The 13,061-nt window shown below is 46.8% G+C and carries 11 protein-coding genes; 7 read left to right on the top strand and 4 right to left on the bottom strand.

From position 1 onward, the window contains the following. Positions 1 to 8: 8 nt before the first annotated feature. Both N2K84_RS05615 and pdxH read right to left on the bottom strand, forming a co-directional pair. Complete coding sequence (locus N2K84_RS05615) at positions 9 to 461, bottom strand: methionine-R-sulfoxide reductase (RefSeq protein ID WP_282590806.1); 453 nt, start codon at positions 459 to 461, stop codon at positions 9 to 11. 155 nt (positions 462 to 616) lie between these two features. Next, positions 617 to 1,246 carry a pyridoxamine 5'-phosphate oxidase gene (gene pdxH, locus N2K84_RS05610; RefSeq protein ID WP_282590805.1) on the bottom strand — a complete coding sequence of 210 codons (630 nt, stop codon included), beginning with the start codon at positions 1,244 to 1,246 and terminating at the stop codon, positions 617 to 619. Between the two features lie 92 nt (positions 1,247 to 1,338). On the opposite strand from pdxH, the gene N2K84_RS05605 reads away from it, so the two are divergent. Then, the gene (locus N2K84_RS05605) at positions 1,339 to 1,941 is read left to right on the top strand and encodes a thioredoxin family protein (protein ID WP_282590804.1); all 603 of its coding nucleotides are present in this window, start codon (positions 1,339 to 1,341) and stop codon (positions 1,939 to 1,941) included. A gap of 183 nt (positions 1,942 to 2,124) precedes the next feature. On the opposite strand, the gene N2K84_RS05600 is transcribed toward N2K84_RS05605, so the two are convergent. Beyond that, positions 2,125 to 3,336: a hypothetical protein gene (locus N2K84_RS05600; RefSeq protein WP_282590803.1), complete on the bottom strand. Its 1,212-nt coding sequence runs from the start codon at positions 3,334 to 3,336 to the stop codon at positions 2,125 to 2,127. A gap of 24 nt (positions 3,337 to 3,360) precedes the next feature. Between N2K84_RS05600 and N2K84_RS05595 the strand changes: the two genes are divergently transcribed. Beyond that, positions 3,361 to 5,301, top strand: a complete 1,941-nt coding sequence (locus tag N2K84_RS05595) for an OmpA family protein (RefSeq protein ID WP_282590802.1) — start codon at positions 3,361 to 3,363, stop codon at positions 5,299 to 5,301. A 12-nt stretch (positions 5,302 to 5,313) separates the two neighbouring features. Here N2K84_RS05595 and N2K84_RS05590 read toward each other — a convergent pair whose 3' ends face one another. After that, positions 5,314 to 6,480, bottom strand: coding sequence for a hypothetical protein (locus tag N2K84_RS05590; RefSeq protein ID WP_282590801.1), 1,167 nt, complete (start codon positions 6,478 to 6,480; stop codon positions 5,314 to 5,316). Positions 6,481 to 6,616: 136 nt separating this feature from the next. Between N2K84_RS05590 and N2K84_RS05585 the strand changes: the two genes are divergently transcribed. The 5 genes from N2K84_RS05585 (at position 6,617) to N2K84_RS05565 (ending at position 13,060) form a co-directional block, all read left to right on the top strand. After that, positions 6,617 to 8,023: a 3-keto-disaccharide hydrolase gene (locus N2K84_RS05585; RefSeq protein ID WP_282590800.1), complete on the top strand. Its 1,407-nt coding sequence runs from the start codon at positions 6,617 to 6,619 to the stop codon at positions 8,021 to 8,023. A 7-nt stretch (positions 8,024 to 8,030) separates the two neighbouring features. Next, positions 8,031 to 8,870: a sugar phosphate isomerase/epimerase family protein gene (locus N2K84_RS05580; RefSeq protein ID WP_282590799.1), complete on the top strand. Its 840-nt coding sequence runs from the start codon at positions 8,031 to 8,033 to the stop codon at positions 8,868 to 8,870. A 16-nt stretch (positions 8,871 to 8,886) separates the two neighbouring features. Continuing rightward, the gene (locus N2K84_RS05575) at positions 8,887 to 10,233 is read left to right on the top strand and encodes a Gfo/Idh/MocA family oxidoreductase (RefSeq protein WP_282590798.1); all 1,347 of its coding nucleotides are present in this window, start codon (positions 8,887 to 8,889) and stop codon (positions 10,231 to 10,233) included. Between the two features lie 324 nt (positions 10,234 to 10,557). After that, positions 10,558 to 11,772, top strand: a complete 1,215-nt coding sequence (locus tag N2K84_RS05570) for a PQQ-binding-like beta-propeller repeat protein (RefSeq protein ID WP_282590797.1) — start codon at positions 10,558 to 10,560, stop codon at positions 11,770 to 11,772. A 46-nt stretch (positions 11,773 to 11,818) separates the two neighbouring features. Beyond that, positions 11,819 to 13,060 carry an outer membrane protein assembly factor BamB family protein gene (locus N2K84_RS05565; RefSeq protein ID WP_282590796.1) on the top strand — a complete coding sequence of 414 codons (1,242 nt, stop codon included), beginning with the start codon at positions 11,819 to 11,821 and terminating at the stop codon, positions 13,058 to 13,060. The last annotated feature ends 1 nt before the right edge of the window (position 13,061 follow it).

Below are 13,061 nucleotides of genomic sequence, written 5' to 3'. Positions count from 1 at the left end.
AAAGCAGGTTATTCTTTCTTTGTATCCGGATTAAAATTCAGCGAGACCGAATTTACACAATGTCGGGTGTTTTTGTCGGTAAATCCTTCTCCGTAAAATACATGACCGAGGTGCCCGCCGCAATGGGCACAGGTAATTTCGGTGCGCCGCCCGTCGGCGTCCGGGGTTTTGCGCACAGCGCCTTCAATCTCATCATCAAAACTGGGCCAGCCACAACCCGAATCAAATTTATCCGACGATCGGTACAGCGGTGTGTTGCACTGTTTGCATAAATAAGTGCCAGCCTCTTTAAACGTGTCGTATTTCCCGGTAAAAGGCCTTTCTGTTCCTTTTTGCAAAATCACATACCGCTCAAATTCGTTTAATTTGTTGTAGTTCATCGTTTTCGTATTTTTTGGTTCTTCCTGTCCGCAGGCTGCAAGGGCAATCTCCAACCACATCATCAAGAAAATTGCTTTCATGGGTGCATTTTTAAATTAGGACAATTATTCCTCAGCTTTTGTTTGATAATATGAGCGATAAGAGGCGAAAAATCTTAGATATTTTAATGGTTTTGATGAGGTACTAGTGGTTTTCTCGAAGATTTACATTCTAATCCTCTGATATTCTCAGTTGGTTACGGAGCCAGCCGTTTTGCCAGCCAACCGGTACCGGTCAGGAAATAGCGGAAGCGGTCGTGCAGGCGGTTGGGGCGGCCCTGCCAGAATTCAATTTCAAAGGGAATCACCACGTAGCCGCCCCAGTGCGGTGGTTTGTCAATGCTGCGGTTTTGGTATTGATTGGCAATCTTTTGGAAACGCTGAACGAGTTCATCGCGGCTATGTAGCTCGCGGCTTTGTTCCGAGGCCCAGGCGCCCAGCTGACTGTCGCGCGGGCGCGAGGAAAAGTAATCTGCAGCCTGTTTTTCATCTAGCTTTTCAACCTGGCCTTTCACCCGTACTTGCCGCTCCAGAGCGGGCCAGAAAAAGTTGAGCGCCGCCCTGCTGTTTTTGTCCAGCTGCAGGCCTTTCGAACTGCCGAAATTGGTAAAAAAGACAAACCCGTCTGTGCGAAGTTCTTTCAATAAAACTACCCGCGAGTCCGGTTGTCCGTCCAAACTGGTCGAAAGGGTCATGGCTGTTGGTTCGTCCACCTTCAAGCGGATCGCATCGTCCAGCCAACGACGGAACAACTCAAATGGCTGTTCTGTCAAATCCTTTTCGGAAAGTTCAAATTGCTGGTAATTTTTGCGTATATCCCTAAGCATTAACAATTTATTTAGATTTTCTATCGCTTTTCCTCAAACAAGCTTTCGCCCGTACTTGTTTCAGAAGGCAGTAACCAATACAAATGATAACCATGAAAAGTTTATTCACTTTCGTTTTTTTACTTGCAGTAAGCGTGACTTTTGCTGCAAATCCGCAGTTACAAATTGGGGACAGGGCGAAACATACCGATGTGAAAATGGAGTGTGTCTCCGGGAAATCGGTATCGCTGGCCGACCTGAAAGGCGAAAACGGATTGGTCATGATTTTTTCGTGCAACACCTGTCCGTTTGTGATTGCCTGGGAAGATCGTTACAACGAGCTATACAATTGGGCCAAAGAACACGGGGTTGGATTTGCTTTGCTGAATTCGAACTACCAAAAGCGGAATGATGACGACTCGCTGGAAGCCATGAAAAAACATGCTGCAGAAAAAGGCTACCAGTTCCCGTACCTGGTGGACGACGAAAGCCTGATTGCCAACGCCGTTGGCGGACAAACCACGCCGCATGTGTTTTTGTTTGATAAAGATTTTAAACTGGTTTACAAAGGATTGATCGACGACAACTACAAAAGCGCCAGCGATGTGAAGCAGGCCTACCTGAAAGATGCTATTAAGAGCCTGGCCGGTGGCGAGAAAATTGCTGTGGCTGAAACCAAGCCTATGGGCTGCAGCATCAAACGCAAGGTGAATTAAAAAATGAGCTTAATGATCTGTTGAAAAAAATTGCGATAGTGCCGTGTGAATGCTATTCTGTCTGGACTGTGTCATCCTGAACTTGTTTCAGGATCTCATTTTCAGTGAGATGTCGAAACAAGTTCGGCATGGTGCTCTGTCGAAAGTGCGTTGAGACGGAACTGTCCAAGTGCCGGATAGAAATTAATCTTTATCCGGTGCTTTTATTTCCAGCCAGGCACCAAAACGGCTTGTCGGTGAAGGATTGGTGAGCGAAACAAAGCCGCCTGTTAACTTCCCGTCTACGATAAGCGGAGGCTGTTTGCGGCGCATTTCTTCTGCCAGGGCAGCATACTCTCCTTGCTTCGAAAAAAATGTGCGAAAATAGCCGAACGATCCTGGATGAAGATACTGTTCGATAGTTTTGCTCACCAGCCCCATCGTGTGGCGTGTGTTAACTTCCAAACAGGGATGAAATTTGGTGGCATCGCCGTCCATGTAAATCATGGCATCAATTCCCAGATAGCCCATGTAGCTACCGGAATAGGCTGAATTGGCAAGCTCTTCGCACAACATCCGGCCAATATCACTGATCTCGTTTTCGGAAAACGGGAACTGTCTGAAGCCTGAAAAATGAAGGTAGTGCCCGGCGTATTGTCCGTTGAGATTGGTCAGAAAAAAACTGGGACCAAGGTAGTGTGTCTGGCCGTTTTCATCCATTAAAAACTGGAAAGAAAGATCGCAGATTTTCTTATGCCACTTTTCCACCATCAGGTAAGCCTGCTGTTTTAGGGTGGTTTCAATCCATTGCAGGTTCGATCGGTTCAGGTTTTGTTGCCGAATAACCTGCAATCCGCGCCCACTCGAACTGTAAGGCGCTTTCATGGCAATGGTTCCCCAACGTTTCAGGTAGGTTTCAATTTCAGAAATAGTGCTGGCAGTTACGGGCAATTCTGCTTCTCCGGGAAATATAGGGGAATGATGTTTGCTGACAAAATTTTTAAGGAACTGTGCTGCGGCTTTTCTTCCGTATAGCTCTTTAAGTTCTGGTTTCCAGCTCAATTGGGTGATGGGATGCAGAAACCGAAAGAAATTCGATTCGGCCGGGCTGTTTCCCCAGGGGCGCAGTCCTACTTTTTCAATACCATTTTCGGTCAATCGGGCTTTGACTTCTCCTTTAGGCACAAATTCTGCCGTTGGAAAGCCGAATCCGGCCATTTGATCTGCAAAGCGGGCCGAAACCGGGGTTTCCCTGATCACCCAATCCTTTCCACCTGAAAAAAGCATCATCAACGGCGAAAGCTCTTCCTCAAATTCGCGAAGCAGAGCTGGGGCCACATAATACGGCGAGCCATTGGCTACAGCCAACTCGCAGGTCGGATTAAAATGTAGCAGAGTAATGGATGATTCGTTCAATTTTTTTCTGCAAATTTACAGGATATGAAACGAGCCGTGCTATTCTTTCTCTGTTTTTTCCCTCTTTTGTTGGTGGGTCAGCCCCGGACTTCGAGTAAAAAAGCGCTTAAATTATTCAACGAGGCCCGTGATTATTTCCGGCAACAAGAAAATGACAAAGCGTTGATGAAGCTGTCTGTTGCCATGCGCGAAGATCCCGGCTTTGTTGATGTTTACCTGCTGCAATCCGACATATACCGTGAAATGGATTCGCTCAGATTGCAAATTTCTTCGCTCGAAAAAGTAATGGAACTTGGCGTTGACGGTTTTCCTCAAGCTGGCTATGTGTTGGCTGATGCATATTTTCGTGCCGGAGAATATGAAAAAGCCCGGCAAACATGCCTTGATTTTTTACATCGGTATGGTGAGAGCGCATTTGCCCGGAAAGCTAAAGAACTGCTCACCCAGTCGGAGTTTGCCGTGACCCTGATTGACAATCCACGCCCGTTTGACCCGGAAAACATGGGCGACGCCATCAATTCGGAATTTGATGAATATTGGCCTTCACTAACGCTGGACGGTGAGACTTTCATTTTTACCCGGCTATTGCCTGCCGATAATGGAGGAGCAGGACAGCTTGCGCGTTTACAGGAAGACTTTTACGAGTCGAAACAAATTGATGGACGATGGCAACCTGCACATCCCATCCATACGTTGAATACTCCTGGAAACGAAGGGGCACAAAGCGTGTCGGCCAACGGGGGGATCATTTTTTTCACGGCTTGTAATCAGCCGGATGGTTTTGGGCGCTGCGATATCTATTTCACCCGCAGGGTGGGTGAAAACTGGACAAAGCCTCGAAATGCAGGCAGTCCGGTAAACAGCGCTGCCTGGGAGTCGCAACCGTCATTTACCGGAAATGGAGAGTACCTCTATTTTGTGAGCAGTCGCGAAGGGGGCCATGGCGGCATGGATTTGTGGCGGTGCAGGCTGAAGGGGTTCGACAATCACGGGCAACCTCTTTGGGGAGAATCGGAAAACCTGGGGGAAAATGTTAACACCCCTGGCGATGAAAATTCGCCCTTCATTCACCCGGATGGGGTCACCCTGTATTTTGCATCAAACAAATGGCCCGGCTTGGGCGGGTTCGATCTTTTTTATACCCGTAACTCTATCGATTCGGGTTGGCACAAACCCGTCAACCTGGGTTATCCGATCAATACCAATAAGGACGAGCGGGGGATGATCGTGGATGCTTCGGGAACGACTGCCTATTTTTCGTCCGACCGCCCGGACTCAAAAGGATTGGATATTTTTAGGTTCGAGCTTTACGAAGAAGCAGTGCCGACACCGGTGTCTTACGTCCGCGGCCAGGTAGTTGATCACCGCACTCAGTTACCGCTTTGTGCGACAGTTGAGTTGATTGATTTGGCACAGGGCTCTCTGGTAGCCGCAATGAATTCGTGCCTGGATGGAGGTGATTTTTTGGTCAGCCTGCCGTTAGGAAAAGAATACGCGATGAATGTATCCAGTCCGGGTTATCTGTTTCATTCGGAAAATTTCTCTTTAAAAGAGCTTCGAAAGGCATATGATCCCGTATTTCTGACAATTCCCCTTATGCCGGTTGAAACTGGTAGCGTGGCTGCTTTGCGAAATGTCTTTTTTGAAACCGGATCGTTTGCATTGCTGGAGCAATCGAAGGCCGAGCTGGAACGGCTGATTGCCTTTTTGGACCAAAATCCTGCAATTACTGTTGAAATTGGCGGCCATACCGACAATGTGGGGGGAGTGGCCTATAACTATGAACTTTCGGAAATGCGGGCCAAGTCCGTCTGGCAATACCTGGTTGAAGCCGGCATTCCCGAAAACCGGCTCAGTTACCGGGGCTATGGAATGTCGCAGCCGGTAGAACCCAACGACACAGAAGAAGGCCGCTCGCGTAACCGCCGTACCGAGTTTAAAATTCTGAAAGTGGGAGAGGAGTAGTTTATCACGAGCCTATTCGATGTGAATCAGTTCAAACGACAAGTCGGTTTTGTTGATACCTTCTACCTTGTAAAGTGCTTTAAAATCGATTAATTCAAGGGGCTTTAGCTGTTCTTCCTGAAAATGTTTCAGGTATTCGGGCTGGGTAAGTTGTTTTACGGTTGAAATGTTGCCAATGTCCTGGCTCGACAAAAACAGCAAAAAGCGGTTATCCGAATAACCAGAGGCGTTGATAACCAGGGCATAATCTTCTTCTTTGAGCTTGTCGGACTGTGCTTCGTAAACCCTGGCACAAGGATCGTTTGAGATAATGTACGGAATGGCGGCATTGGAAATGCTGAAAGTAAAGTTCATCTCGTGAACCAGGTTTTCAAAAATTCCCATGTTTTTGTAGTTGCCGATAAAGATGATGTTAAAATCCTTCAAATCGGTCGGCTGAATATCCGACAATAGTTTTACGTCAATTTCGCCGCCAGTTTGGGCAAATACTTTATAGATATCGCTTTCGCAAAAGGCCGCCATTTTTGACAGGTAGGTGAGGTTCGATTTTGAAATCGTTTTGATCAATTCGGGCTTCTTGTCGAGCAAATACTCGTAATCTGCCTCCGAGTTAATCGAAAAATCGCGGTAAACGCCTGTTCTGCCGGTTGGTAACAGGCCGTTAAAAACGAAATAGTCACCCAAAACCAATAACGTCTTTTTCTCATTTTGAGCCATTTCGTGCCAAATGGGTAACTGCCTGAATTTATTCGGCTTTTCTCGATTGCCCGTCAGAAGGAAAAAAAGTGCTGCAAGTAAGCCCGCCATTGAAAGAAGAAAGGGGATCAGATAGCTTCGTTGCTTATTTTTAGCAAAGTCCTTCGGCGTCTTAAAACGTACCGTGTATTTCCCGCGTTCAATCTCGAAAATGACAGGATCTTTTGCTCCTTCATTCTCATAATACTCCGTCAATTTTTTGCGTACATGATGGATGTAAACCCGGATGTTGGAATCTTGTTTGGCCTCATGATCGTATTTCTTGCCGAATAACTCAACGCCGATGGTGAATTCTTTCGGGTTTTTCTCTTCCAGCGAGGCTTGGACCAGGTATTCCAGCAAATCGCAGCTAATTTTTGATTTGCGAAAGTACCTGCTTTGAAGTACTTTCTCTAAATGGCTATTTATTAGGCTTCTGTCCAACTTTTTTGGTCTAATTTTAACGATACTTATAACGGTTATAAAACCAGTTTTGCGCTAACAAATGTACCTAAAAAATGAGAATTTCCTAATTTCACGCTACTCCCGCAAATGGGAAATAACTAATACCAATAAAATAATGAAACGAATTACACGATTTATCCTTTTGTTTGCTGCCTGTGGGGTTGTGACCCATGCCTCAGCTACTGGATGGACCAACTTGTTTAACGGGAAAGACTTTACCGGATGGAAACAAATAAACGGTAAAGCAAATTACGAGATTGTTAACGGCGAAATTATCGGTACTACAGTTGCCAATACGCCGAACTCTTTTCTGGCTACCGAAAAAACGTACGGTGATTTTATTTTAGAACTTGAACTGCTGGTTGACAGTGAGATGAATTCCGGCATTCAATTCAGAAGTTTAAGTTCTGCAGATTATCAGGATGGCCGAGTTCATGGCTATCAATGTGAGGTGGACCCGTCGGAGCGGGCCTGGAGCGGCGGCATTTATGACGAAGCCCGGCGCGGCTGGCTGTACCCCCTTGACCAAAACCCGCAGGGAAGAACTGCATTTCGCCGGGGCGAATGGAACCACTACCGTATTGAGGCCATTGGCAATTCAATACGTACCTGGGTGAATGGAATCCCCTGTGCCGACCTGGTGGATGACATGACCGCCGAAGGCTTCATCGCCTTGCAGGTTCATTCCATCAATGATGCATCGCAGGCTGGAAAGCAGATTAAATGGAGAAACATCCGGATTCAAACTGAAAACCTCAAGCGAAGTGCCTGGACTGATATTCCGGTGGTCAATCTGGTCCCGAATTATTTATCGCCGCAGGAACGTGCCCAGGGATGGGAGCTTCTTTTCGATGGCAAAACAACAAACGGTTGGCGAGGCGCCGGTAAGGATAATTTCCCTACTAGAGGATGGAAGGTGCAGGACGGTGTGTTGATTGTTGAAGCTGCCGAAGGCGCTGAGTCCGGAAATGGCGGCGACATTGTTACAGTGGAAGAGTATTCGATGTTTGAATTGAAACTCGATTTCAAAATTACCGAAGGCGCCAATAGCGGGATAAAATACTACATCACCGAAAAATATGGTACAAAACAGTCGGCTATTGGGCTCGAATACCAGATTCTGGATGATGAGAAACATCCCGATGCCAAAATGGGTACCGACGGGAACCGGACTGTTGGCTCTTTGTACGACCTGATTCCCGCCCACAAAAATAAGCTCGTAAATAAGCCCGGTGAATGGAACCAGGCGCGTTTGGTGGTAAGCGGTATCCGCCGGGATGAATGGCTGAAAGGAAGCAGTCTGGAAGCCAGTGAATTTGCAGGCGCACATGTCGAACACTGGCTAAACAATCGGAAAGTTTTGGAATATGAGCGAGGGACACAGGCGTTTTATGCCTTGGTTGCGCGAAGCAAATATGCCCAATGGGAAGGATTTGGCAATTGGCAATCAGGCCATATCCTGTTGCAGGACCATGGCGATGAAGTGCATTTCAGAAGTATAAAAATCAGGAAACTAAACTAATTTAACCATGAACAACGCAAAACGAATTAACGTTTTTCTGCTGCTTGTTTTGGTGTGGGCATTTTCGGCCTGTCAAAGTGGGCAGAATGCAGCTGAACAAATAACAAAGAAAAATGTAGAGTTTGAAATGGGGGTTGCTTCCTATACCTTTCGCAAGTACCCGGTCGATACCATGCTGGCCTTTATGCAGCAACTGGAATTGAAGCATTTGTCGTTAAAAAGCTTCCACCTGAGGCTGGATGCAACGGATGATGAAATAGCCGAGGTGGTGCAGAAATGCAGAAATTCCGGAATTGACCTGTATGCAGGGGGAGTTATTTACATGACTACTGAAGCGGAGGTTGACCAAGCTTTTGAATATGCAAAAAAGGCAGGCATGCGCATGATTGTAGGAGTTCCCAATCACGAGTTACTTTCGTATGTTGAAAATAAAGTGAAAGAGTACGACATTCAGTTGGCTATTCATAACCACGGACCCGGCGACAAACTCTACCCGAGCGCCGAAAGTGCCTATTTGCTGATAAAAGATATGGACCCGCGTATGGGATTGTGTGTGGACATTGGCCACACCAAGCGCATTGGTCGCGATCCGTCGCAGGATGTGAAAGACTATTTCGACCGTGTGCTGGATATCCATATCAAAGATGTGACCCAGGCCAACCACGACGGAACGACTTGCGAAATAGGCCGGGGTGTAATTGATATCGAACGCTTTCTGGCTGATTTGATCGAGTTGGAATACGATGGCATTGTTTCGTTCGAATATGAAAAAGACGGCGATAATCCCTTTGCCGGATTTGCCGAATCGGTTGGCTATGTTAGGGGAGTTTTATCAACTTTACAATAACCTAAAACCAAAAATAATGAGTTCAAACAGAAGAGATTTTTTGAGAAAAGCGGCTGCAGGTGCGGCCGGGATTACGTTGGGCACTTCGGCCTTGGGCATGTCTGCCAAAAGTTACAGCCGTATTGTTGGCGCCAACGATCGCTTGAGTGTGGCCCTCATGGGGTGCGGACGGCGGGTAGGGGCATTTTATCCGGCCATCATCGATAAAAAGAATAATGTGGATCTGGCATACATCTGCGATGTGATGAAAAAACAGCGTGAACGCGTTGCCAAAGACCTGACCGGAAAGGTGAGCGGAAAAGCGGCCTTAGTGAACGACATCCGAGAGGTGTTTGCCGACCCGAAAGTGGATGCCATTTTTAATGCCACCCCCGACCATTGGCACGCACCCGGCACCTGGATGGCCATGCAAGCCGGAAAGCATGTTTATATTGAAAAACCATGCAGTCACAGTCCGCAAGAAGGCGAACTGTTGGTGGCCTTTCAGCAAAAATTTGGCAAGGTGGTGCAAATGGGGAACCAGCAACGTTCGTCGCCCGAGTCCATCCAAATTATCAGCGAAATACACAATGGTGTTATTGGAAATGCTTACCGTGCAGTGGCTTTTTATTCCAATACCCGGGGTGAAGTGCCCATGCCTAAAAAAGCGCCTGTACCTGAAGGACTGGATTGGGACTTGTGGCAGGGCCCGGCCCCGCGCGAGGAATACCGCCACAATACCTGGGACTATAACTGGCACTGGTACGGTTGGAATTGGGGAACTGCCGAAACCGGCAACAATGCCACCCACGAGCTGGATATTGCTCGCTGGGCCTTGCAGGTGGAATATCCCGAATTTGTGGAAGTGCAGGCCGCCAAACGTCATTTCTTGAATGACGGCTGGGAAATGTATGATACAATGGATGCCAGTTTCCGCTTTCCCGGAAATAAAATCATTGTTTGGGATGGTAAAAGCCGAAACGGATACAACACCTATGGTTCCGACCGCGGCACCATCATTTTTGGCACCGAGGGTTCCGTATTTGTCAATCGCAGTGGTTACAAGCTCTTCGATCGGGGCGGCAAACTTGTCCGCGACAGCAAAGCGGCCAGCAACGAGGCTGGCACAGCGCTTGGCGGTGGCGGCGACATGACCGATACCCACGTAGTAAATTTCTTTGATAATATCCGGGGAAAATCAAGCCAATTGAATTCGCCGATTGACATGGGTGCTGTAAGCCAAATGCTGGTTCACTATGCAAACATTTCCTACCGCATTGGCAAATCGTTTGATGTGAATACCGAAAACGGTCACATTTTCGACCGCGAAGCCATGAAGTTGTGGTCGCGCGAGTACGAACCCGGCTGGGAACCGAAATTGTAAAGAATTCGGATTCAATAGTGATCTTACAATCGCAAAAGCCTCCTGATTTCAGGGGGCTTTTTTTATGAAAAATCAACCTTCCAATGGCTAACAGCTACTCAAAACCAAATTGTGAGTACTTGAAAAACAATTTATCTGTCGTGATTTGTGAAGAGGGAAGGTTTCACACAATTAAATAAAAATCAAATTTTTATACATTTTTTATAGACATAATACTTGTTAACAAATCTAACTATTTAGAAGCTGATTAAATTCAATAGTTGCCTGGGTAATCTGGTCTTTCCTTAATAAATTTGGAACACCATAATCATTAACATTTAACCCATGAGAAAGCACCTGACTGTAATACTTCTTCTTATTTTAAGTGCTGTTGCACTGAATGCTCAGCAGCCAACGCATTGGCGCGGCGAAAGTTCCGAAGGTAAGTATCCGGCTCCCAATATGTTGAAAGAATGGCCGGTCAGTGGTCCCGAAGTGCTTTGGCATTTCGATGGGCTGGGAGAGGGTTTTTCTAGCCCTTCGTTTGCAAACGGGAAAATCTATTGCACGGGAATGACCGATAATACCGGTTACCTTTACGTCTTCAGTGAAACTGGAATGTTCGAGAAAAAACTGGCCTATGGAAAGGAATTTGAAGTCAGTTATCCGGGAGCTCGGACGTGCCCGACCATTGTTGGACAAATGGCCTACCTGGTTTCGGGATATGGTGAAATAATCTGCCTGGACCTGGAACAAGGCAACCTGGTATGGAAAAAAGCGCTGGACAAAGATTTTGGCTCCGAACATCTACGCTGGGGATTCAACGAAACGATCCTGGCCGATGGTGACCGGCTGTATTTTACGCCGGGAGGAAAGGAGTTTAACCTCATCGCCCTCGACCGCATGACCGGAAAACTGATTTGGAAAAGTGCAGGTAAAGGCGAATCAGCAGCTTACTGTACTCCCAAACTGGTAAAACTGCCCGGGAGGAACATTCTGGTTACCCATACTGCAAACGTAATTATCGCTGTTGATACCAAGGACGGCAAACTGCTGTGGAGCTATCCGCACCCCAACCAATACAACATTCATCCCAATACGCCTATATTTCAGGATGGCGCTCTGTATTGCTTCAGCGGTTACGGTCAAGGCGGTGTGAAATTGTTGTTGAATGAAGACGGTTCATCAATTACAAAAGCCTGGAGTACAAATAAAATGGACAATCAAATGGGGGGCGCTGTTCTAACGGATGGTTATCTGTATGGCTCAGGGCACAAGTCGCGCGGCTGGTTTTGCCTGGACTGGAAAACCGGCGAAGAAAAATGGAACTCTACCGAACTGGGGAACGGCGTAATTATCATGGCCGGAAATAAATTGATCCTGTATAGTGATCGTGGTGAACTAGCCCTGGTAAATCCAAATCCGACTAAATTCGACATAATTTCACAAACGAAGATGGAAATGGGTACAGCGCAACATTGGGCGCATCCGGTGGTACACAATGGCATTTTATACCTTCGCCACGGAAATACACTGATCGCTTACAAAATTTCGGCATAAAACCTGGCTGGTTCGTAGAAGTAACAAAAACATAAAAACCAACTAAATGAAACGCTCCCTTTATATACTTTTTACCCTTCTGTTAGGATTCTCTGCAAATGCCCAAATTTATCAATTTCGCGGGCCGAGCCGGGATGGAAAATTTACCGAAACCGGCTTGTTGCAAACCTGGCCTGAAAATGGCCCTGAGCTATTGCTCGAATTTGAAGGGATTGGCAAAGGGTATTCATCAGTCATTTCAAACGGGAAATACATTTATGCCACCGGCATGATCGACACGCTGGATTACCTGACCTGCCTCGATTTTGAAGGGAACAAAAAATGGCAAGTGCCGTACGGCGAATCCTGGAAGAAATCGTTTCCCGATACCCGCAGCACACCAACCATCGAAGACGACCGCATTTATCTGGTCAGCGGCATTGGCGAACTGGCTTGCCTGAATGCAGAAACCGGTGCCATCAACTGGAAAGTGAATGTTGACCGCGACTATCATGCCGACTGGCACATTTGGGGCGTTTCGGAATCGCCGCTCATCGTGGATGACAAAGTAATTTGTACTCCGGGAGGGACGGAAACCTCGGTGGTTGCTTTCAATAAAATGACAGGTGAAAAAGTCTGGGAAACGCCCAGCGTGGGCGGACAACGTTCGTATGCATCTCCAACTTTATACAAACTGAACGGACAGCGCTATATTTTGGCCGTTACCGCCACAAACCTGCTGGCGGTTAATCCGGAAACGGGCGAAGTGAAAATGACTTATCAATATTATGAGCACGAAAAATGGTCGGACCAGCCTGGATTGATCTGGACCAATATCCCTTTGTTTAAAGACGATGAGATTTTTCTGTCGATGGGGTACGATTATCCGGCCAAAATGTTGAAGGTGAATGAAAATCAGGATGGATTTACGGAATTATTTACCGATACCATTTTCGATAATCACCACCATGGGCTCATCGAATTGGACGGCTACATTTATGGCTCAAACTGGGAAAACAACCGCAAGGGCAATTGGCTTTGCATGAACTGGAAAACCGGCGAGATAACTTACAATCAGCCCTGGAATACGAAAGGGGCAATGATTTTTGCCGATAGCTTGTTGTATATTTATGAAGAACAGCGGGGAAATGTAGCCATTGTCAAGCCCGATCCTGCTGGTTTTCAGGTCATCAGTTCATTTCAAATACAAAAGGGAAGCGGCCCTCATTGGGCGCATCCGTATATCCTGGACGGAAAGCTATTTTTAAGGCATGGAGAGGTGTTGATGGTGTATAATTTGAAAGCATAAA

Origin of the sequence: Gaoshiqia sediminis, from assembly GCF_025907915.1 — a bacterium.
Taxonomy (GTDB): Bacteria; Bacteroidota; Bacteroidia; order Bacteroidales; family Prolixibacteraceae; genus Gaoshiqia; species Gaoshiqia sediminis.
This window is presented reverse-complemented; position numbering and strand designations above follow the sequence as displayed.

Excerpts from the sequence above, each read along its gene's own strand:
- N2K84_RS05570 (WP_282590797.1), top strand. The coding sequence starts at position 10,558 with ATGAGAAAGCACCTGACTGTAATACTTCTTCTTATTTTAAGTGCTGTT.
- N2K84_RS05565 (WP_282590796.1), top strand. The coding sequence starts at position 11,819 with ATGAAACGCTCCCTTTATATACTTTTTACCCTTCTGTTAGGATTCTCT.
- N2K84_RS05580 (WP_282590799.1), top strand. The coding sequence starts at position 8,031 with ATGAACAACGCAAAACGAATTAACGTTTTTCTGCTGCTTGTTTTGGTG.
- N2K84_RS05615 (WP_282590806.1), bottom strand. The coding sequence starts at position 461 with ATGAAAGCAATTTTCTTGATGATGTGGTTGGAGATTGCCCTTGCAGCC.
- N2K84_RS05595 (WP_282590802.1), top strand. The coding sequence starts at position 3,361 with ATGAAACGAGCCGTGCTATTCTTTCTCTGTTTTTTCCCTCTTTTGTTG.
- N2K84_RS05575 (WP_282590798.1), top strand. The coding sequence starts at position 8,887 with ATGAGTTCAAACAGAAGAGATTTTTTGAGAAAAGCGGCTGCAGGTGCG.
- N2K84_RS05585 (WP_282590800.1), top strand. The coding sequence starts at position 6,617 with ATGAAACGAATTACACGATTTATCCTTTTGTTTGCTGCCTGTGGGGTT.
- N2K84_RS05605 (WP_282590804.1), top strand. The coding sequence starts at position 1,339 with ATGAAAAGTTTATTCACTTTCGTTTTTTTACTTGCAGTAAGCGTGACT.
- pdxH (WP_282590805.1), bottom strand. The coding sequence starts at position 1,246 with ATGCTTAGGGATATACGCAAAAATTACCAGCAATTTGAACTTTCCGAA.